The organism is Afipia clevelandensis ATCC 49720 (assembly GCF_000336555.1).
GTDB lineage: Bacteria > Pseudomonadota > Alphaproteobacteria > Rhizobiales > Xanthobacteraceae > Afipia > Afipia clevelandensis.
In genome coordinates, this window is record NZ_KB375281.1 from 1,698,803 (window position 1) to 1,718,510 (window position 19,708).

A 19,708-nucleotide genomic window follows, 5' to 3' on the forward strand; every position below is an offset into this window, starting at 1 on the left:
AGATCGTCATGAATGTGCATGTCAACGCACGGGCCAAAGGTCCGGCTTCCGGCCAGGTGGATCATTCGTTCGCGCAGGACGTGATCGCGGGGTTGTCGCAGCGGCCCAAGAAGCTGTCGCCGAAATACTTCTACGACGAGACTGGTTCAAAGCTGTTCGAGCAGATCACGCTGCTGCCGGAATACTACCCGACCCGCACCGAGTTGCGTATTCTGCGCGATCGCGGCGAGGATATTGCGGCGGCCATTCCGCCGGACGCGGCGCTGGTGGAATTCGGTGCCGGCGCGACCACGAAAGTGCGTCTGCTGCTGCAGGAATGCTCGTTCAAGGCCTACGTGCCGGTGGACATTTCCGGCGATTTCCTCAACGGGCAGGCCAGCGCCCTGCGGACGGATTTTCCCGATCTTGCGGTTTACCCCGTAACTGCCGACTTCACCAAGCCGTTCGCGTTGCCCGAAGAAGTGAAGGACATGCCGAAGGTCGGCTTCTTCCCGGGATCGACCATCGGCAATTTCGATCCGCATGAAGCCAGCGCCTTCCTGCGCAGCGCGCGCGCCATTCTCGGCGATGGCGCGACCATGATCGTCGGTGTCGATCTGGAGAAGGACGAGCGTGTCCTTTATGACGCCTACAACGATGCGGCGGGCGTGACCGGCCGATTCAACCTCAATGTGCTGGCGCGAATCAACCGTGAACTCGGCGGCGATGTCGATCTCAGCGGATTCGAGCACAGCGCGATCTACAACCGGGATCGCCACCGCATCGAGATGCACCTCATCAGCCGCAAGCCGCAGACCGTCCGGGTGATGGATCACACCGCGACGTTCCGGATGGGCGAAACGATCCACACCGAGAGCAGCTACAAGTACAGCATCGAGCGGTTCGCCGCGCTTGCGCGCAACTCGGGATGGGCTCCCCGCGCATCGTGGACCGATCCCGACGGGATGTTCTCCGTGCACGCCCTTGTGGCGAACGCCTAGGCCTCGGCCGACGATCCCAGCGAGATCGCTTCCCACGCCGCGACGATCAGCATGACGATCGTCGTCGCCGTTGACAGCATCAACGGCGACAGCGAGTGCGCGAACGGGATCAGCACGATCAACAGACCGATGCCGGCCAGATGTGAAAGCTGGAAAATTCCCCGGATGCTGCGCTTGAACAGGATGGTGCCGATCAGGAACAACAACGGCCCGCCAATCATGCTGAGGATGGTCTTGGCGTCGGCGTGCCCGTCCGGATGCGCCAATAGAAGCTCGTCGCCCACTGCGGACACCACAATGCCCGCGACAATCGGCAGGTGCAGATAGGTGTAGGCGAGACGCGCCAGGCGTCCGGTCTCCTCGGAATGTGAAATCTGCTCGGCTCCCGCCTCGGCGCCGATGTGGAAATACACCCACCACATTGCGATGCTGCCGATCAGCGCGACAACGAAGCCAGCAATGGTTGGCGCAGTCCATGCGGCTGACGCGAACGTCGCGCCGGTCACCACAATGGATTCACCGAGCGCGATGATGATGAACAGCCCGCACCGCTCGGCCATGTGGCCGCCTTCGACATCCCAGTCCGCATAGGGCGTCGCGCCAAGACCCGGAAACCAGAACCGGAACAGCGGTCCGCAGTATTCGATCACCACAGCGACGATCCACAGCATCAGCCTGGTCTGGCCATCCGCAAGTCCGCCCGCGATCCAGAACACGCCGCTGCAAGCCAGCCAGCAGGTGATGCGCAGCAAATTCATCCGCCAGCCGGGCTGCGATCTGGGGATCGAACAGTAGGTATAGAACGACCGGCCGACCTGCATGACCACGAAGGCCACCGCAAACGCGAGCCCCCGGCTTTCAAAGGCCTTGGGAATGGAGGTCGAGAGCAGCAGTCCGGCGATCATCAGGCCGAACAGCATCACGCGGACAGGCGTGCGCTCCGGATCGAGCCAGTTGGTGATCCAGGAGGTGTAAATCCAGACCCACCACACCGCCAGGAACAGGATCGTGGTCTGCAGAATGCCGAGCGGCGTGAAATGCGCCAGCAGCGTATGGGAAATCTGTGTGATGGCGAAAACGAACACGAGGTCGAAGAACAATTCGACATAAGTCACGCGATGATGCTGGTGCGGTGCCCGTGTCCGCAGCAGGCTTCCGTTTCCCGACACCCTGCCCCCGCTCTGTCCGCTCAGGATTCTGGAACGCCGGTCTGCAGCGCCAGCGCGTGCAGGACGCCGCCCATCTGACCCTTCAGCGACTGGTAGACGATCTGGTGCTGCTGGACCCGTGACTTGCCGCGAAATGCCTCCGAAATGACGGTGGCGGCGTAGTGATCACCATCACCGGCGAGATCGCGGATTTCCACCTTCGCGTCGGGCAACGCAGCCTTGATCATCGTTTCGATGTCCCGCGCGTCCATAGGCATGTCGTTGAATCTCCTCGTGTTGAGCCATTCCCGGCTCACGGAATGCACGAAATATGCCTGATTCTATCCCGTGCAACCCGCGCCGTCACGCGAGCATTGCGCCGCATCACCCCTATATTGTGACTTCAACAGGAGTTTCGTTATGAACGTTCGCATGAAAATCCCGGACCCGGACCACCCGATCACCATCGCTCCGAACCCGAAACGGGTCCGGGTCAGCGCCAATGGCGAAGTCGTCGCCGAAACCAGCCATGCCCTGACACTCCGGGAGGCAAACTATCGGCCAGTCCAGTACATCCCGCGCGAAGACGCGAACCCTGCCCTGCTGAAGCGGACCGACCACAGCACCTATTGTCCCTACAAGGGCGATGCGAGCTATTTCAGCATCGTCTCCGGCGGCAGGACGCTGGACAACGCGATCTGGACCTACGAGACGCCCTATGACGCGGTGAAGGAGATCGCCGGGCATCTGGCGTTCTATCCCGACAAGGTGACCATCGAGGAGATTTGAGGACACCGTCTCATCAGCCGGTTCGTCATGGCCGGGCGTCGTCCCGGCTATGACGGAAAATCTCAAAAGACAGCGGCGGCGCTCAGTTCTTTCCCGCCATGTAGGCTGGCAGCCAGTTCTCGTGACCCGCCTTGAGCGACGCAATCGCCACCGGCGTTTCGCCTTCGATCGCGATGGTCTCGCCGCCGGTCTTGCCGATCACATGGCACGGCACGCCTACTGCCTTGAGCTTGCTCAACACCGGCAGCAGATGTTCTTCCTGCACGGTCACGACATAGCGGGCCTGATCCTCGCCGAACCAATGCGCGTGCGGGACAATCTCGTCCGGCGGCGCATCAAGGATCGCGCCGATGCCGCTGGCCATCGCCATTTCTGTGAGCGCCACCAGCAGGCCGCCATCGGAGACGTCATGTACAGCCGTTGCCGTGCCGCCCTTGATCATGCCGCGCACCACGTCGCCGTTGCGCTTCTCGATGGCGAGATCGACCGGGGGCGGCGCGCCTTCTTCCTTGCCGCAGATGTCACGCAGATAGACCGACTGGCCGAGCCAGCCCTGCGTGTCGCCGATCAGCAGGATCGCTTCATTTTCGGCCTTGAAGGCGAGCGTCGCGGATTTGGTAAAATCGTCGAGCAGGCCCACGCCGCCGATGGACGGCGTCGGCAGAATGCCGCGTCCGTTGGTTTCGTTGTAGAGCGAGACGTTGCCCGACACGACCGGGAAATCCAATGTGCGGCAGGCTTCCGCAATGCCCTTCAGGCAGCCGACGAACTGGCCCATGATTTCGGGCCGCTCCGGATTGCCGAAATTGAGATTGTCGGTGATAGCGAGCGGCTTGCCGCCCACCGCCGTGATGTTGCGCCATGCCTCGGCCACCGCCTGCTTGCCGCCCTCGAACGGATCGGCCTCGCAATAGCGCGGCGTGACATCGCAGGTCAGCGCGAGGCCCTTCGGCCCCTCCAGAACGCGCACCACCGCCGCATCGCCGCCGGGGCGCTGCAGGGTGTTGCCGCCAATTACATGATCGTACTGCTCCCACACCCAGCGCTTCGAGCACAGTTCCGGCGTCGCGATCAGCTTTGACAGAGCTTCGGTGATCGACACCGGCGCCTTGACGTCGCGCGCATGGATCACCGGCAGTTGCGGCGACGGCACATGCGGCCGGTCATAGAGCGGCGCTTCCGATTCCAGTTCCTTGATCGGCAGATCGGCCATCACATCGCCGCCGTGCTTGACCACGAAACGCTGCGTCGGCGTGGTGTAGCCGACGATGGCGAAGTCCAGCCCCCACTTCTTGAAGATCGCTTCGGCCTGCTTTTCTTTCTCGGGCTTGAGCACCATCAGCATGCGCTCTTGTGACTCCGAGAGCATCATCTCGTAGGCGCTCATGCCGGTTTCGCGCGTCGGCACTGAATCCAGATGCAGTTCGACGCCCAGATCGCCCTTCGCGCCCATCTCGACGGCCGAGCATGTGAGACCCGCCGCGCCCATGTCCTGAATCGCGATCACGCAATCCGCCTCCATGATTTCGAGGCAGGCTTCCAGCAGCAGCTTTTCCGCGAACGGATCGCCGACCTGCACGGTCGGGCGCTTTTCCTCGCTGTCGTCGTCGAACTCCGCCGAGGCCATGGTCGCGCCGTGAATGCCGTCGCGGCCGGTTTTCGAGCCGAGATAGACGATCGGCATGTTCACGCCGCTTGCTGCTGCGTAGAAAATCTTGTCGCTTTCGGCGAGACCCACAGCCATGGCGTTGACGAGGATGTTGCCGTCATAGCGCGTGTGGAAACGGGTCTGGCCGCCGACGGTCGGAACACCAAAAGAGTTGCCGTAGCCACCGACGCCCGCGACCACGCCGGACACAAGATGGCGCGTCTTCGGATGCTTCGGGTCACCGAAACTCAGGGCGTTGAGGCAGGCGATGGGGCGCGCGCCCATGGTGAAGACGTCCCGCAGGATGCCGCCGACGCCGGTGGTCGCGCCCTGATACGGCTCGATGTAGCTCGGATGGTTGTGGCTCTCCATTTTGAAGACCACGGCAAGCCCGTCGCCAATGTCGATCACGCCTGCGTTCTCGCCCGGCCCTTGGATCACCCACGGCGCCTTGGTCGGCAGGCCGCGCAGATGGATGCGCGAAGACTTGTAGGAGCAATGCTCGTTCCACATTGCCGAGAAGATGCCGAGTTCCGTAAATGTCGGTACGCGCCCGATCAGCTTCAGAATGCGCTCGTACTCGTCCGGCTTGAGGCCGTGCTGGGCGACGAGTTCGGGGGTGATCTGGGGTTCGTTCCTGATCGTCAAGGCGACGTCGCTCCGGCTGAAAATGCGGTCTGATCCCCACGGGGTCCCGGGGGTCTAATGAGGCGGAATAGGCTTGAGGCTTGATTCCGGGCTTCTTTGTGCACGCTGGTGTCCGGTCCGGCAAGCATCAGATAGGCAGAAATCCCGTGCAAAAAAGGCCCGTTGCAGGCCTGCCCCGGGAGGCTCTAAGAGAGGCCTCCACAAGGCCCTTTGGCCCGCTTTTGAAGGATTCCGGCTCTTGGACGAGATGACGCAGAAGACCCCACGCCCCCGCCCTGACCTGCTGATCGCCACCGAGGGCGAGTTCGCCGGGTGGCGGACCTGGAGCCGCGACAGCTTCGAATCCAACAACGGGCCGTTCTGGCACCGCTTCGAGGAGGACGGGAGTGTCCGCTGCGCCTTCCGGGTCGAGAAGAAGCATCTCAACGGCATGCGCAACGTCCACGGCGGGTGCTACATGACCTTCGCAGACTACTGCCTGTTCGCCTTTGCCTCGCGCGAGCTTGAGGCGCCCGCCGTCACGGTATCCTTCGCCTGCGAATTTCTCGACGCCGCCAAGGAAGGTGAGTTGATCGTCGCGACCGGCGGCATCACCCGCGCCGGTGGCTCGCTGATCTTCCTGCGCGGCACACTCCACAGCGGCGACCGGCCGTTGTTCACGTTTTCCGGCACGATCAAGCGGATGAAGAAGAAGGCGTGAGCGCCGGCGCGGCGTGACTCAGGCCGCGCTTTCAAGATGCGCGACGAGACCCGCGAACAGTCCGCGCCCGTCGGTGTTGCCCATGATGTCTTCGACGTGATTTTCCGGATGCGGCATCATGCCGAGCACGTTTCCCTTGTCGCTGACAATGCCCGCGATCGACGCCGCCGCGCCGTTGATGTTGTGCGTATCGCCGACTTCGCCCGACGCGCTGCAATAGCGATAGAGCACGCGCCCCTCGCCTTCGAGGCGGCGGATGGTCTCCTCATCGGCGGCATAGTTGCCCTCGCCATGCGCCACCGGCACGCGGATCACCTGCCCGGCATTGTAGCCGCGGGTGAACGGTGTGTCGGAGCGCTCGACGCGCACATGCACGTCCCGGCAAATGAACTTGAGCTGCGCATTGCGCATCAAGACGCCCGGCAGCAGGCCCGACTCGCACAGAATCTGAAAACCGTTGCAGACGCCGAGCACGAGGCCACCGGCGGCGGCATGGGCACGAACCGCATCCATGATGGGCGCACGCGCGGCAATCGCGCCGCAGCGCAGGTAGTCGCCGTAGGAAAAACCGCCCGGCAGCACAACGAGGTCGGTGCCCTTCGGCAGGGCGGTGTCGGCGTGCCACACCATAGCCGCGTCGTTGCCCGACGCGAGCTTGAGCGCGCGCGCCATGTCGCGCTCGCGATTGATGCCGGGGAAGACGAGAACGGCTGATTTCATGGAGCGCGTAACCTAGCCCGAAATCTCGACGCGATAATTCTCGATCACCGTATTCGCCAGCAGCCTGTCGGCGGCTTCCTTGAGCGCGGCTTCGGCCTTGGCCTTGTCCGCGCCAGCGAGTTCGATGTCGAACACCTTGCCCTGCCGCACGCTGGCAATGCCATCGACGCCGAGCGATTTCAGCGCGCCTTCGATGGCCTTGCCCTGCGGATCGAGAATGCCGTTCTTCAGCGTAACCGTAACGCGTGCCTTCATCGAAGATTCTCTAATTGGAGCATGATCTGATCGGAAAACCGGTTTCCACTTTTCCGGATCATGCTCAGCTCTTCACAAGCACCGGGCCAGAGCCCGCGGGACGATCGTTGTCGATCAGGATGCCGAGACGCTTGGCGACTTCGGTATAGGCCTCGACCAGGCCGCCGAGGTCGCGGCGGAAACGGTCCTTGTCCATCTTCTCGTTCGACTTGATGTCCCACAGCCGGCACGAATCCGGCGAGATTTCATCGGCGACGATGATGCGCATCATGTCGTTCTCGAACAGGCGGCCGCATTCCATCTTGAAGTCCACAAGACGGATGCCAACGCCGAGAAACAGGCCGGTGAGGAAGTCGTTGACGCGAATGGCCAGCGCCATCATGTCGTCGATCTCCTGCGGGGTGGCCCAGCCGAACGCGGTGATGTGCTCTTCGGAGACCATCGGATCGCCGAGTTGGTCGTTCTTGTAATAGAATTCGATGATCGAGCGCGGGAGCTGGGTGCCTTCCTCGATGCCGAGGCGCTGCGACAGCGAACCGGCGGCAACGTTGCGCACGACGACTTCGAGCGGCACGATCTCGACCTCGCGGATCAACTGCTCGCGCATGTTGAGACGCTTGATGAAATGCGTCGGCACGCCGATGTCGTTCAGATGCTGGAAGACGTATTCCGAGATCCGGTTGTTGAGGACACCTTTGCCCTCGATGATCTGGTGTTTCTTGGCATTGAACGCGGTGGCGTCGTCCTTGAAATGCTGGATCAGGGTTCCAGGCTCAGGCCCTTCGTAAAGGGTCTTGCCCTTGCCTTCGTAAATGCGACGCCGACGGCTCATAGGGATGTACCGTGTTCTGTTGAAGTCCATGAATGGGATGCTCCGGGTGATTTACGCGACCCGCGGCGGAGCTGCCGCGAAGTCCGGAATCGTGAAACAAACCGCGAACCGGACTCATCGGCAACCTACCCGATTGAACCGGCCGATACAACGCAACGCAGCGCGTATTCCCGCAAAAGTCAGCGCCGTTTTGCGCTGGAAATCCTCAAGAATTCCCGTTTCGGGTCATTTGGCTCGCCATCGCCGCCTCCTGCGACCTCTGGGCCGTTGCCTAGCGGGGGCCGGACCCCCTATATGCAGGGTCCCGCCGCCATCCCGGCATGACCAATTCAGCCTTACGGAACAGATATATGTCCACTTTCGACAAGCGCGAGGAAGGTTTCGAGAAGAAATTTGCCCTCGACGAGGAAACGAAATTCAAGGCGGAAGCCCGCCGGAACAAGCTGCTGGGCCTGTGGGCCGCCGAAAAGCTGGGCAAGACCGGTGACGATGCCGCCGCCTATGCCAAGGAAGTGGTCGCTGCCGATTTCGAGGAAGCCGGGGATACGGACGTCCTGCGCAAGGTCGCGGGTGACCTCGCCTCCAAGGGCGTTTCCGAACTCGATATCCGCAAGAAAATGGACGAACTGGTCGCGGTCGCCGTCGCGCAGGTCAAGGCCGGCCAGTAATTTCCGGAAAGTCAGAAACGCCGCGCGACCGGATCGCGCGGCGTTTTGTTTTGCGCAAATTGATTATTTCAGTGCGTCCTGCACCTTCGCAACGCCCGCGAGGACGCAGACCTCGTCCTTGTCGCCGCCGGGCGCACCGGATGCGCCGACCGCACCGATGGTCTCGTTGCCGACCTTGATTGGCACCGCGCCGCCCGCGCCGACCACGCCCGGAATCTGCCGCAGATACGCCGTCTCGGGCTTTTCCGTCAGCTTCTGGAATTCCAGCGATGTCTGGTTGCGGGTGCGGGCGGTGTAGGCCTTCAACCGGCTGAACTCCATGGTGTGCGGGCTGGTGCCATCGCCGCGGACCTGCGCAAACACATTGCCAGCCTTGTCGACCACAGTGACGGAGACCTTGTAACCGTCCTTCGCGCACTGCTCCATCGTGCCCTGGACGATGGCCATGGCCATCGCGGTCGATACATTCTTGTCCATCACCGGCGCCTGGGCGTGAGCAGAACCTGCGGCGAGAATGGCAGCCGTGGTGAATGCCGCAAAAGCGACTGAACGCATGTTGAAACCTCCCTTTGAAAATTTTCTGGTTTGCGCGTTGATAACAACCCCTCCTGTCGCGCCTTAGTCCCGCAACAGAACAAGATTCGTTATTGCACGAGCGAAGGGATCAGCCGATTGCCGCAAGCCGGTCGAGTTGCGCAGCGAGATCGGCTTCGACGTCCGCCGAATCGATCAGGCAGATGCGATAGCCGCGCTCTTTCAGCCATTCGTCTCGCGCCGCGCGATCCCGCCCAACGGTTTCAGTATCGGCTGCGCTGACAAGTTCGATGGCAATGCGCTTGGTGAAAGACACGAAATCCGGAATATGCCGCCCCACCGGCGTCTGCCGCTTGAAGTGGGACGCGAAACGGCGGTCCGTGGTCAGTGCCTTCCACAGCATGCGTTCGGCATCGGTCGGATTCCGCCGCAACAGCCGCGCCAGTCCCCGTACCGTGCCGCCGCTGTCGGACGGCGCACGGCCGTCGGACTGTTCGGCCAGCAGCGCGCGCAGCCGGGTCGCCTCGTTGCCATCCAGAACGCCGCCCTTGGCCGGCCCCTTGCGGCCTTCCGCGATGGCCATCACCACGCCGTGCAGCGTGTGCATGTCCTGCTTGGTCGGCTCCATCCGGGTGAAGATGTTGCGCATATTGACCAGCATCACGTCGCGCTTTTCCGGCGGCCGCAGGAATTCCACCTTGTCGAGTTCGTTCACGAGATTGTCGAAGAACGCCTGCATCTGATGGCTGGACGCGCGCTCGGAACGCTCCGGCATGGCGAATGGCAGCGCATTGGACGTCGCCAGCTTGAACCACTCGTAGCCCATCAGCAGCACAGCCTGCGCAAGGTTCAGCGAGGCAAAGCCGGGATTGACCGGGAATGTCACGATGCGGTTGGCGAGCGCGACCTCGTCGTTCTCAAGACCGTAGCGTTCGCGCCCGAACATGATCGCCGCGGTGCCGCTGGCGGCTGTTTCATGAACGATCTGGCGGGCGGCCTCCTCCGGTCCGACAACAGGCTTGGCCTGGTCGTGCGCCCGCGCCGTGGTCGCGAACAGCAGCGAACAGTCCGCCACCGCCGCCTCGACTGTATCGAACAGTTCGACCTTCTCCAGAATATGATCGGCGCCGGCGGCGGCCCGCTGGGCGGCCATGTTCGGCCAGCCGTCGCGCGGATTGACGATGCGCAGCCGCGTCAGGCCGAAATTGCCCATGGCCCGCGCGCACATGCCGATGTTCTCGCCAAGCTGGGGCTCGACCAGCACCACGATGGGGCCGTTCAGTTCCTTGCGCGTCTTGGTCTTGTCGGTGCCTGAACCGGTCATTGCCTCTGCTTCAATCCGTCATATGTCCCCTGCCGTAACGCAGTTGGCGCGGCGCAGGTCAAGACCTTTTCTCGGATCGGCGGCGATTGGCAGATTGCTGCAACAGGACAATACTGGAATGCACTCGGAGTTCTCCGTTTCGGCTGCCGTTTGCGGTAGTCATTCCGGACAAGGTGACCCGTGACCCAGACAGACGCAAGCAGCACACCCCCGCCCCCTTCGCCAAACCCCACGCCTGCTCCGGACAAGCCATCCGCAAGCGCGACCTTGCGGCGGCTGGCAATTCCGCTTGCGTGCATTGCCGCCGCTGCGGCGTTTGTCGCGGTGGCAACCATCAGTTGGGACGAATGGATCAGCAGCGCCCGCATCCAGACCACCAACGACGCCTATGTCCGCGCCGAGGTCTCGCAACTCAGCAGCCGTGTTGCCGGCGAAGTGAAAACCGTGGCGGTGCGCGACTATCAGCGCGTCAAGGCCGGCGACCTGCTGGTGGAGATCGACCCTGCCGATTACGAGGCGCAGGTCGCGCAGGCCGAAGCATCCGTCGCCGGCGCGCAGGCCGCGCTCGACAATCTTGCCAACCAGGTCGAGCTTCAATACGCGACCATCGCGCAATCGGAAGCGCAGCGCGCCTCCGCCGAGGCCGTTCAGGTCGAAGCGCAGCAGGAATATGACCGCCAGCACGGCCTCCTTCAGAGCCCTGCCTTCACGCGCCAGCGGCTTGAACAGGCCACCGCCACGCTGGCCAAGGCGGACGCGGATGTGCGCGCCAGCCGCGCCGTCATCGCCGCGCAAAAACATCAGATGGAAGTTCTCGCCGGAACGAAGAAGCAGCGCGCCGCCGATGTGCTCGCCGCACAGGCTTCCCTGAAGGCTGCAAAACTCAAGCTCGGCTATACCCGCATCGTCGCGCCGTTCGACGGAATTGTCGGCGCGCGGCAGGTGCAGCCCGGCGACTATGTCAACATCGGCAGCAACCTGTTCAATGTGGTGCCGCTGCCCAATGTCTATGTGATCGCGAACTACAAGGAGACGCAGCTCACCCGCGTGAAGCCGGGACAGCCCGTGGACATCACCATCGACAGCTTCCCGCGTCAGGTCCTGCACGGCAAGGTCGTACGCATCTCGCCCGCCAGCGGCGCGCAATTCGCGCTGCTGCCGCCGGACAACGCCACCGGCAATTTCACCAAGGTGGTGCAACGCATTCCGGTGCGGATCGAATTCGACAAGGGACAGCCGCTGCTCGACAGCCTGCTGCCCGGGATGTCCGCGGAAACCCGGATCAACACAGAGGGCGCGGCGGCCCCGTCGAACACCGGAGCCAAGACAACTGGAACGGCGACTGGAGCTTCGGCCGGTGGCGGAAACTAAAATCATCGCCAGCGGGCCGGTTTCCACCGGCCAGCCTGTCCACTACCCGCTGCTGGCGGTCGCCGCCGTGCTGCTCGGCGCGTCGATGGCGAACATCGACAGCCGGATGTTTTCCATCGGGCTGCCTGACCTCAAGGGCGCGTTCTCCCTGTCCTTCGACCAGGGGGCATGGCTCTCGACCGCGTCCACCGCGTCGCAGATTTTCATCGCGCCCGCCGTGGCCTGGCTTGCAACCACATTCGGCCTGCGCCGCATTCTCGGCGCACCCAGCATCGTGTTTGCGGTGATTTCGCTGATCCTGCCGTTCATTCGCGATTATCCCACGCTGATGGGCCTCACCATCCTGCACGGCCTGCTGCTGGGCACCTTCGTGCCGGCCACGCTGATGATCATTTTCCGCAATCTGCCGATGCAATGGTGGCTGATCGCGATCGGTATCTACGCGCTGCGCGTCGGCTTCTCGCTCAATTTCGGCCCGGCGCTGGTGGGCTTCTATGTCGAGCATGTCGGCTGGCAATGGCTGTACTGGCAGGACGCGCTCCTCGCCGTGCTGATGGCGATCCTCGTCTATCTCGGCGCGCCGCGCGATCCGGTGAACAAGGCGCTGCTGGAAACCGCGGACTGGGGCGGCATGCTGCTGCTCGGCACCGGGATTGCCATGGTCTATGCGGGCCTCGACCAGGGCAATCGGCTGGACTGGCTCAGTTCGGGCACCGTGGTGGCGCTGCTGGCGAGCGGCGCAGCGCTGCTGGTGGCGTTTTTCATCAATGAGGCGTTGGTCCGCGATCCATGGGCCCATGCCAACGTGCTGCTGTCGCGCAATATCGGCTTCGCACTGGTGGTGATCCTGCTCTACACCCTGACCAGCCTCTCCAATTCGTCACTGGTGCCGAATTTCCTCCTGAACGTGGCGCAGCTTCGGCCCGAACAGACCGGCCACCTTCTGCTGATCTATGGCGTCCTGCCGATGGCTGTGCTGTTTCCGCTCTCGATCTGGCTGGCGCGGAATTTCGACGCCCGGATCCTGATTTTGCTCGGTCTCGTCGCCTTCGCAGCCGCCGCCCTGCTCGGCACCCGGATCACCAACGAGTGGCGGCTGGAAGATTTCATCCCGATCGTGCTGCTGCAATCCGTCGGCCAGTCCTTCACGCTTCTGCCGATCATCCTCACGGCGCTGGCCAATTCCGATCCGACGCGCGCCACCGCCTTCGCCGCCTATATCCAGATCATGCGCCTTGGCGGAGCCGAATTCGGCATCGCTCTGATGGGCACATGGCTGCGGGTGCGCGAACAGATCCATTCCAACCTGATCGGCCAGCATGTGACCCACGCCAAGGATCAGGTGCTGGACCTTCTGGCCAAACTGTCGGGCTACTTTGCCGGCCATGGAACGGGCACAGCCATGGGACGCAGTGTCGGCAAACTGGCCGGGATCGTTCAGCGCGAAGCCAATGTGCTGGCCTATATCGACGGCTTCTGGCTGACCTTCATTTTTGCAATCGCGGGTCTGCTCTGCGCGGCCATGATCACCCGCGCCCCGCCGGGGCCGTTCAGCCCGAAAGCGCAGTAGTGTCCTCGACTGAGAAGGTTCGGCTCCGTTTTCGATTCAAGCTCTGAACACTTTGAATCAGGCCGTGACGATGCTGATTCAAGTTCTGATGGCTTTGAATCAACGCACGAGGACCAGCGGTACAGCGGTGGATGGCACATTGAATCGGTCTGTGAAGGTTTTGATTCAAGCCGTGAAGGGATTGAATCAAGAACCGAAGAAACCGATTCAACACGGCCTCCCTTTCCCGGAATTATCCTTATAGATCAATAGGGTTACAGAATCGTTTGAATCTCGTGCGGAACGCGAGAAGCAAGACGCCCGCGCGCCCGGCATGTCAGAAAGTCTCAGCCCCGTTGCCTTCCAGCTTGCCATGGCGGGTGCTATAGGCTCGCTACGGAACCGGTCGCGGTTCTCTCGCCCTCTGTGCATCCACTAAAGGCCCGATCCCAATGGCAAAAATCAAGGTGACCAACCCCGTCGTCGAACTTGATGGCGACGAAATGACCCGGATCATCTGGCAGTACATCAAGGACAAGCTGATCAACCCGTTCCTGGATGTGAAACTCGAATACTACGACCTCGGGATCGAATACCGCGACAAGACCAACGACCAGGTCACCGTGGACGCCGCCAACGCGATCAAAAAGCACGGCGTCGGCGTCAAGTGCGCCACCATCACGCCGGACGAAGCCCGCGTGAAGGAGTTCAACCTGAAGGAAATGTGGAAGTCGCCGAACGGCACCATCCGCAACATCCTCGGCGGCGTCATCTTCCGCGAGCCGATCATCTGCAAGAACGTGCCGCGTCTGGTTCCCGGCTGGACCAAGCCCATCATCATTGGCCGTCACGCCTTCGGCGACCAGTACCGCGCGACCGACATCAAGTTCCCCGGCAAGGGCGTGCTGACGATGAAGTTCGTCGGCGAGGACGGCACCGTGATCGAGCGCGAGGTGTTCAAGGCGCCGGGCGCCGGCGTCGCCATGGGCATGTACAACCTGGACGACTCGATCCGCGACTTTGCCCGCGCCTCGCTGAACTACGGCCTGTCGCGCGGCTATCCGGTGTACCTGTCGACCAAGAACACCATCCTCAAGGTCTATGACGGGCGCTTCAAGGACATCTTCCAGGAGATCTACGACACCGAGTTCAAGAAGGACTTCGAGGCCAAGGGCCTGACCTACGAGCACCGCCTGATCGACGACATGGTCGCCTCGGCGCTGAAGTGGTCCGGCGGCTATGTCTGGGCCTGCAAGAACTACGACGGCGACGTGCAGTCCGACACCGTGGCGCAGGGCTACGGCTCGCTCGGCCTGATGACCTCCGTGCTGCTGACGCCGGACGGCAAGGTGGTGGAAGCCGAAGCCGCCCACGGCACCGTGACCCGCCATTACCGCGAGCACCAGAAGGGCAAGGAGACCTCGACCAACTCGATCGCCTCGATCTTCGCCTGGACCCAGGGCCTCGCCCACCGCGCCAAGCTCGACAACAACGAGGAACTGGCAAAGTTCGCCAAGACGCTGGAGAAGGTCTGCGTCGATACCGTCGAGGCCGGCTTCATGACCAAGGACCTGGCGCTGCTGGTCGGCGCGGACCAGCGCTGGCTCTCCACCACCGGCTTCCTCGACAAGGTAGCGGAGAACCTCAACAAGGCGATGGCCGCATAAGCAGCCCGCACCGTCAAAACATCAAAGGCGCGGATTGCTCCGCGCCTTTTTTGTTACCCGCGAGACACCTGAAACCGATGCGAGGCAATTGCAGGCCCCGTCGCGGATAAGTCTGAACGGCAGCTTGCCCGCCCCCTCGCGGTCCACACGCCGTCATTCAAGGCAACGGTAAGCCCGTGTTGATTTTCAGCCGTTGCGAATCATGAAAAAAGTAACGGGTCCCCTCCCGTCTGGCGCGATCAAAAACGCACCTGAATTTCAAACGCCGTGTACAGCTCCCCGCAGGCAGCATGCTCCTGGTTCAGCCCGACCGCGATCTGGAAGACCCGCTGCTTGCGGAAGCGGCGCAATTGCGCGCCTCACCCGGTTTCCCGGCCGCCGTTCGCGAATACACGGTTGCCATTGCCCGGTTTCGCGAAGCGCCGCGCCTGATCAACAAGCTGATGGCTTCGGAAACGCGGTTCCGCTTGACCGCCTATGTGTTCTGTTTCGCGGCCTATTATGAAAGGCATGGCCCGCTTGGCGGCGTCACCTATACCCAGTTGCTCGACCTGTGCGCACAGCGGGAGGAATTGACCCCGCGCACGCTCAAGACCACGCTGACCCTGCTCAAGCTGGCGGGCTTTGTGAAAACATCACGCAATCCATCCGACCGCCGCTCGAAATCCTATCATCCGACCCAGCGCATGGTGGATTTCGTCAAGAGCTGGATGCCCCATGCGGTCAATGCTCTCGACGCGGTGCAGCCGCAGATGCAACGCGCGCAGATGCTGGCCCAAGACCCGGATTTTATCCGGCGTTTCGCCGCTGCTGCCGGACACGCCCACGCCTCGGGCATTCCGCTGATCGACCGCATGCCCGAATTCACCAGCTTTTTCGGAAAGCGGGAGGGCGCCATTCCCGTGGTGCTGGCGATCATGCTGTCCGATATCGAGGGCACACCGTTGCCGAGCCGGGCGCAGATCGCCAAGCGCTTCGGACTGTCCAAGACGCAGGTGGCGAACATGGTGGCCGAAGGCACCGCGCTCGGTTTCTTCTCCGCCGACGAGACAGGAACGCCCTGTGCGACCGCCCATTTGCGCAACAGTTATGCGCGTTTCATTTCGATTGAACTGGCCTTCTATGCACGGCACATGCAGCCGGCGTAACGTCGAAGACAAACATGTCACTGGTTCAGTCCGACGATGAACTGAAGGACCCTCTGCTGGCGGAGGCCGCGCAACTGCGCGCCTCGCCCGCGTATGCCGCCGCGATCCGCGAATACACGGTCGGCCTCGCCCGCTTTCGTGAAGCACCCCGGCTGGTCAACAAGCTGATCTCGTATGAGTCCCGTTTCCGTGTCACCGGTTACCTGCTCTACCTCGATGCCGATCACGAACGATACGGCACGGACGGCGGCGCGACCTACACCCGCCTGCTTGAACTCTGCAGCCGGCGCAACGAAGTCAGCCCGCGCGTTCTCAAGACGACGCTGGCGATGCTGAAATTGACCGGGTTCATCAAATCCGCGCCCAGCCCATCCGACCGCCGCTCGAAATCCTATCGGCCGACGGCGCGCATGAACGAATTCACCCGCAACTGGCTCACCTATGCGGTCGGCGCGCTCGACGTGCTGCAACCGCGCGAAGCCCGCGCACAACAGCTCAACAACGATCCCGAGTTCATCCGGCGTTTTCTGGTGTCGGGCGGGCGCGACCACATCGTGGGCGAACCGCCCGCGGACCGGATGCCCGAGTTCATCGGTTTCTTCGGCTCGCGCGAAGGGGCCGCAGCCCTTGTCCTGTCAGTCATGCTTGCGGACATCGACGGCACGCCGTTGCCAAGCCGCGCGCGGATCGCCAGCCGGTTCGGCCTGTCGAAAACGCAGGTCTCCAAGATGATCGCCGAGGGCGGCGACCTCGGTTTCTTTGCCATGGATACGGCAGGCGTTCCGGCGGCCACGGACCATCTGCGCAATGCCTACGCGCAATGGATCTCCATCGAGCTCGCCTTCTACGCCCGGCACATGCTGCCTGCGTAAGCGCTCAGGCGCCGGCCAGACCGAATTGCGCGATCATCGCAAAGACGTAGTGCCGAGAGGGCCTCACGCCCCCATCGCGGCTTCGATCGCCTTCAGCGCATCGTCCGCCTTCGCGCCGTCGGGACCGCCAGCCTGCGCCATGTCCGGCTTGCCGCCGCCGCCCTTGCCGCCGAGCACTTCGGACGCCTTGCGCACGAGATCGACGGCGCTGAAGCGCGATGTCAGGTCCGGCGTGACGCCGACCACCACGCTCGCCTTGCCGTCTTCACTCGTAGCAACCAGCGCGACCACGCCGGAGCCGATCTGCTTCTTGCCCTGATCGGCGAGGCTCTTGAGATCCTTGATCTCGATGCCCTGCACCGCGCGCGCGAGCAGTTTCACATCGCCGACCGTGCGGACATCGGACGCAGCGGCCGTCCCGTTCGCAGCCGAGCCGCCGCCCATGGCGAGCTTCTTGCGCGCCTCGGAGAGTTCGCGCTCGAGCTTCTTGCGCTCCTCGATCAGCGCCGCGACACGCACGGGCAGATCGTCCAGCGTGGTTTTCATCTCGGCGGCCGCAGCCTTTGCGGTCTGGATCGTGGCGTTGGCGGCATGACGCGCATTGGTGCCGGTCAGCGCCTCGATGCGGCGGACGCCGGAGGCCACCGCGCTCTCGCCGCTGATGGAGATCAGGCCGATATCGCCGGTGCGCTTGACGTGGGTGCCGCCGCACAGTTCGACCGACCAGCCGAGCGCATTGCTCGCCGCGCCCTCGCGCGCCGCGCTGCCCATCGACACCACGCGCACCTCGTCGCCGTACTTCTCGCCGAACAGCGCGCGCGCACCGGATTCCCGCGCATCGTCAATCGCCATCGAGCGGGTAACGACCTCGCCGTTTTCCAGCACGACATCGTTGGCGATGTCCTCAATCTTGCGCAGCTCATCCGGCGTGATCGGCTTGTTGTGTGCGAAGTCGAAACGCAGGCGATCCGGCGACACCAGCGAGCCGCGCTGCGCGATGTGATCGCCGAGCACCTGACGCAGCGCCTCGTGCAGAAGATGCGTCGCGGAGTGATTGGCGCGGATCGCGCCGCGCCGTCCGTGATCGACTTTCAATTCAAGAGGAGTACCCGGCCAAATTGAACCACCCTCAGCAACTCCTAGATGAACAAACAAATCTCCCGCTCTTTTCACTGTATCAGTGACCCGAAAGCGAACGCCGGGTGCAATCATCAGGCCAGTATCGCCGACTTGCCCGCCAGACTCTGCGTAAAAGGGAGTCTGATTGAGAATGATTGCTCCGGTCTCGCCATCGCGAAGCAATTCAACTTCCTTGCCGTCCTTCACTAGCGCGGTGACGACACCTTCGGCGATCTCGGTGTCGTAGCCGAGGAATTCGCTCGCGCCGAGTTTTTCGCGCAGCGGGAACCAGACGTTTTCGGTCGCGGTGTCGCCCGAGCCCGCCCATGCCGCGCGCGCCTTGGCCTTCTGCTGTTCCATCGCGTCGGTGAACGAGGCGATATCGACGCCGATGCCGCGGTTGCGCAGCGCATCCTGCGTCAGGTCGAGCGGGAAGCCGTAAGTGTCATACAGCGTGAACGCAGTCTCGCCGTCGAACATGTCGCCCTTCTTGAGCGACGCGCTTTTCTCGTCGAGGATCGAGAGACCGCGATCCAGCGTCTTGCGGAAGCGGGTTTCTTCCAGCTTCAGCGTTTCCTCGATCAGGTTCTCGGCGCGCACCAGCTCCGGATAGGCCTGGCCCATCTCGCGCACCAGCGCCCAGACAAGGCGGTACATCAACGGCTCTTTCGCCCCGAGCAATTGCCCGTGGCGCATGGCGCGGCGCATGATCCGGCGCAGCACATAGCCGCGGCCTTCGTTCGACGGCAGCACGCCGTCCGCGATCAGGAACGACGAGGCGCGCAGATGGTCCGCGATGACGCGCAGCGACGCCTTCTGTTCGCCATGCGGATCGGCGCCGGTCAGGTCGGCGATGGCGCGGATCAGCGCGACGAACAGGTCGATGTCGTAATTGTCGTGCTTGCCCTGCAGCACGGCGGCGATGCGCTCGAGGCCCATGCCGGTGTCGATGGACGGCTTCGGCAACGCGATGCGATTGCCGGGGGCAATCTGGTCGAACTGCATGAACACGAGATTCCAGATCTCGATAAAGCGGTCGCCGTCTTCCTCAGGCGAGCCCGGAGGACCGCCCCAGACCTTGTCGCCATGATCGAAGAAGATTTCGGAGCACGGGCCGCAGGGACCGGTGTCGCCCATCTGCCAGAAATTGTCCGAGGTTCCGATTCGGATGATTTTCGATTCGGGCAGGCCCGCGATCTTTTTCCAGAGCTTTGCCGCGTCCTCGTCCTCGGAATAGACGGTGACCAGCAGCTTGTCCTTCGGAAGCCCGTAATCCTTGGTGATCAAATTCCAGGCAAGTTCGATCGCCCGTTCCTTGAAATAATCGCCGAACGAGAAGTTCCCGAGCATCTCGAAGAAGGTGTGATGCCGCGCGGTGTAGCCGACATTGTCGAGGTCGTTGTGCTTGCCGCCGGCGCGCACGCACTTCTGCGACGAGGTGGCGCGCTGATATGGCCGCTTTTCAAGACCCGTGAACACGTTCTTGAACTGCACCATGCCCGCATTGGTGAACATCAGTGTCGGGTCGTTGCGCGGAACCAGCGGCGAAGACGGCACAATCTCGTGACCATTTTTCGCGAAATAATTCAGATACGCCGACCTGATCTCGTTAACGCCGCTCATCATCAAATATCCGCAGCCGCGCCGCGCCGCGGCCGGTCGGCCATGCGGCGACACCGGCTGAATGCAAGGGGGTGTCTAACCCCTTGTATCTAGGCGGTCTGGCGCTGTCCAGA

At 62.7% G+C, this 19,708-nt stretch carries 18 protein-coding genes; 9 read left to right on the plus strand and 9 right to left on the minus strand.

Going from position 1 to position 19,708, the window contains the following annotated elements; genetic code table 11:
• The first annotated feature begins 8 nt into the window (after window positions 1–8).
• On the plus strand, window positions 9–980 hold the full coding sequence (gene egtD, locus HMPREF9696_RS07995; RefSeq protein WP_002712468.1) for an L-histidine N(alpha)-methyltransferase: 972 nt from the start codon (window positions 9–11) through the stop codon (window positions 978–980).
• Here egtD and HMPREF9696_RS08000 read toward each other — a convergent pair.
• Both HMPREF9696_RS08000 and HMPREF9696_RS08005 read right to left on the minus strand, forming a co-directional pair.
• The gene (locus HMPREF9696_RS08000) at window positions 977–2,149 is read right to left on the minus strand and encodes a low temperature requirement protein A (protein WP_002712469.1); all 1,173 of its coding nucleotides are present in this window, start codon (window positions 2,147–2,149) and stop codon (window positions 977–979) included. The two genes, egtD and HMPREF9696_RS08000, sit on opposite strands and share 4 nt — an antisense overlap.
• A 20-nt stretch (window positions 2,150–2,169) precedes the next feature.
• Window positions 2,170–2,406 (minus strand): BolA family protein, encoded by a 237-nt coding sequence (locus HMPREF9696_RS08005; RefSeq protein WP_002712470.1) that lies wholly within the window; start codon window positions 2,404–2,406, stop codon window positions 2,170–2,172.
• Window positions 2,407–2,560: 154 nt separating this feature from the next.
• Between HMPREF9696_RS08005 and HMPREF9696_RS08010 the strand changes: the two genes are divergently transcribed.
• Complete coding sequence (locus HMPREF9696_RS08010) at window positions 2,561–2,917, plus strand: DUF427 domain-containing protein (protein WP_040301891.1); 357 nt, start codon at window positions 2,561–2,563, stop codon at window positions 2,915–2,917.
• Window positions 2,918–2,999: 82 nt separating this feature from the next.
• On the opposite strand, the gene purL is transcribed toward HMPREF9696_RS08010, so the two are convergent.
• Window positions 3,000–5,213 carry a phosphoribosylformylglycinamidine synthase subunit PurL gene (gene purL, locus HMPREF9696_RS08015; protein WP_002712472.1) on the minus strand — a complete coding sequence of 738 codons (2,214 nt, stop codon included), beginning with the start codon at window positions 5,211–5,213 and terminating at the stop codon, window positions 3,000–3,002.
• Window positions 5,214–5,460: 247 nt separating this feature from the next.
• On the opposite strand from purL, the gene HMPREF9696_RS08020 reads away from it, so the two are divergent.
• Window positions 5,461–5,913, plus strand: a complete 453-nt coding sequence (locus HMPREF9696_RS08020) for a PaaI family thioesterase (protein ID WP_430642317.1) — start codon at window positions 5,461–5,463, stop codon at window positions 5,911–5,913.
• An 18-nt stretch (window positions 5,914–5,931) separates the two neighbouring features.
• Here HMPREF9696_RS08020 and purQ read toward each other — a convergent pair whose 3' ends face one another.
• The 3 genes from purQ to purC all read right to left on the minus strand — a co-directional run bounded on the left by purQ (window position 5,932) and on the right by purC (window position 7,720).
• A complete protein-coding gene (gene purQ / locus HMPREF9696_RS08025; RefSeq protein ID WP_002712474.1) occupies window positions 5,932–6,633 on the minus strand; it encodes a phosphoribosylformylglycinamidine synthase subunit PurQ in 702 nt (233 codons plus the stop codon).
• Between the two features lie 12 nt (window positions 6,634–6,645).
• Window positions 6,646–6,888, minus strand: a complete 243-nt coding sequence (purS, locus tag HMPREF9696_RS08030; RefSeq protein ID WP_002712475.1) for a phosphoribosylformylglycinamidine synthase subunit PurS — start codon at window positions 6,886–6,888, stop codon at window positions 6,646–6,648.
• A 64-nt stretch (window positions 6,889–6,952) separates the two neighbouring features.
• A complete protein-coding gene (gene purC, locus HMPREF9696_RS08035) occupies window positions 6,953–7,720 on the minus strand; it encodes a phosphoribosylaminoimidazolesuccinocarboxamide synthase (protein ID WP_009736902.1) in 768 nt (255 codons plus the stop codon).
• A gap of 350 nt (window positions 7,721–8,070) precedes the next feature.
• Here purC and HMPREF9696_RS08040 point away from each other — a divergent pair, with 350 nt between their 5' ends.
• A complete protein-coding gene (locus HMPREF9696_RS08040) occupies window positions 8,071–8,388 on the plus strand; it encodes a DUF1476 domain-containing protein (protein ID WP_002712477.1) in 318 nt (105 codons plus the stop codon).
• Window positions 8,389–8,451: 63 nt separating this feature from the next.
• Here the strand turns inward: HMPREF9696_RS08040 and HMPREF9696_RS08045 are convergent, their stop codons facing one another.
• Both HMPREF9696_RS08045 and HMPREF9696_RS08050 read right to left on the minus strand, forming a co-directional pair.
• The gene (locus HMPREF9696_RS08045) at window positions 8,452–8,943 is read right to left on the minus strand and encodes a GlcG/HbpS family heme-binding protein (protein WP_002712478.1); all 492 of its coding nucleotides are present in this window, start codon (window positions 8,941–8,943) and stop codon (window positions 8,452–8,454) included.
• Between the two features lie 109 nt (window positions 8,944–9,052).
• Window positions 9,053–10,246, minus strand: a complete 1,194-nt coding sequence (locus tag HMPREF9696_RS08050; RefSeq protein ID WP_002712479.1) for a TrmJ/YjtD family RNA methyltransferase — start codon at window positions 10,244–10,246, stop codon at window positions 9,053–9,055.
• A 180-nt stretch (window positions 10,247–10,426) separates the two neighbouring features.
• Between HMPREF9696_RS08050 and HMPREF9696_RS08055 the strand changes: the two genes are divergently transcribed.
• The 5 genes from HMPREF9696_RS08055 to HMPREF9696_RS08075 all read left to right on the plus strand — a co-directional run bounded on the left by HMPREF9696_RS08055 (window position 10,427) and on the right by HMPREF9696_RS08075 (window position 16,853).
• On the plus strand, window positions 10,427–11,617 hold the full coding sequence (locus HMPREF9696_RS08055; protein ID WP_002712480.1) for an HlyD family secretion protein: 1,191 nt from the start codon (window positions 10,427–10,429) through the stop codon (window positions 11,615–11,617).
• Entirely contained in the window at window positions 11,604–13,187 is a 1,584-nt protein-coding gene (locus tag HMPREF9696_RS08060) for an MFS transporter (protein ID WP_002712481.1), read from the plus strand. The genes HMPREF9696_RS08055 and HMPREF9696_RS08060 overlap by 14 nt, the downstream gene beginning before the upstream one ends.
• 431 nt (window positions 13,188–13,618) lie before the next feature.
• Window positions 13,619–14,833 (plus strand): NADP-dependent isocitrate dehydrogenase, encoded by a 1,215-nt coding sequence (locus HMPREF9696_RS08065; RefSeq protein ID WP_002712482.1) that lies wholly within the window; start codon window positions 13,619–13,621, stop codon window positions 14,831–14,833.
• Between the two features lie 290 nt (window positions 14,834–15,123).
• Window positions 15,124–15,981, plus strand: coding sequence for a hypothetical protein (locus HMPREF9696_RS08070; RefSeq protein ID WP_002712483.1), 858 nt, complete (start codon window positions 15,124–15,126; stop codon window positions 15,979–15,981).
• A 14-nt stretch (window positions 15,982–15,995) separates the two neighbouring features.
• A complete protein-coding gene (locus tag HMPREF9696_RS08075; protein WP_002712484.1) occupies window positions 15,996–16,853 on the plus strand; it encodes a hypothetical protein in 858 nt (285 codons plus the stop codon).
• Window positions 16,854–16,916: 63 nt separating this feature from the next.
• Here HMPREF9696_RS08075 and alaS read toward each other — a convergent pair whose 3' ends face one another.
• Entirely contained in the window at window positions 16,917–19,595 is a 2,679-nt protein-coding gene (alaS, locus tag HMPREF9696_RS08080) for an alanine--tRNA ligase (protein ID WP_002712485.1), read from the minus strand.
• Between the last annotated feature and the right edge of the window lie 113 nt (window positions 19,596–19,708).

What these genes read in the sequence shown, in the direction of transcription:
- HMPREF9696_RS08050 (WP_002712479.1), bottom strand. Translation starts at nt 10,246, where the DNA reads ATGACCGGTTCAGGCACCGACAAGACCAAGACGCGCAAGGAACTGAAC.
- alaS (WP_002712485.1), bottom strand. Translation starts at nt 19,595, where the DNA reads ATGAGCGGCGTTAACGAGATCAGGTCGGCGTATCTGAATTATTTCGCG.
- HMPREF9696_RS08045 (WP_002712478.1), bottom strand. Translation starts at nt 8,943, where the DNA reads ATGCGTTCAGTCGCTTTTGCGGCATTCACCACGGCTGCCATTCTCGCC.
- HMPREF9696_RS08065 (WP_002712482.1), top strand. Translation starts at nt 13,619, where the DNA reads ATGGCAAAAATCAAGGTGACCAACCCCGTCGTCGAACTTGATGGCGAC.
- purS (WP_002712475.1), bottom strand. Translation starts at nt 6,888, where the DNA reads ATGAAGGCACGCGTTACGGTTACGCTGAAGAACGGCATTCTCGATCCG.
- HMPREF9696_RS08010 (WP_040301891.1), top strand. Translation starts at nt 2,561, where the DNA reads ATGAAAATCCCGGACCCGGACCACCCGATCACCATCGCTCCGAACCCG.
- egtD (WP_002712468.1), top strand. Translation starts at nt 9, where the DNA reads ATGAATGTGCATGTCAACGCACGGGCCAAAGGTCCGGCTTCCGGCCAG.
- purC (WP_009736902.1), bottom strand. Translation starts at nt 7,720, where the DNA reads ATGAGCCGTCGGCGTCGCATTTACGAAGGCAAGGGCAAGACCCTTTAC.
- HMPREF9696_RS08075 (WP_002712484.1), top strand. Translation starts at nt 15,996, where the DNA reads ATGTCACTGGTTCAGTCCGACGATGAACTGAAGGACCCTCTGCTGGCG.
- HMPREF9696_RS08005 (WP_002712470.1), bottom strand. Translation starts at nt 2,406, where the DNA reads ATGCCTATGGACGCGCGGGACATCGAAACGATGATCAAGGCTGCGTTG.
- HMPREF9696_RS08040 (WP_002712477.1), top strand. Translation starts at nt 8,071, where the DNA reads ATGTCCACTTTCGACAAGCGCGAGGAAGGTTTCGAGAAGAAATTTGCC.
- purQ (WP_002712474.1), bottom strand. Translation starts at nt 6,633, where the DNA reads ATGAAATCAGCCGTTCTCGTCTTCCCCGGCATCAATCGCGAGCGCGAC.
- HMPREF9696_RS08070 (WP_002712483.1), top strand. Translation starts at nt 15,124, where the DNA reads ATGCTCCTGGTTCAGCCCGACCGCGATCTGGAAGACCCGCTGCTTGCG.
- HMPREF9696_RS08020 (WP_430642317.1), top strand. Translation starts at nt 5,461, where the DNA reads ATGACGCAGAAGACCCCACGCCCCCGCCCTGACCTGCTGATCGCCACC.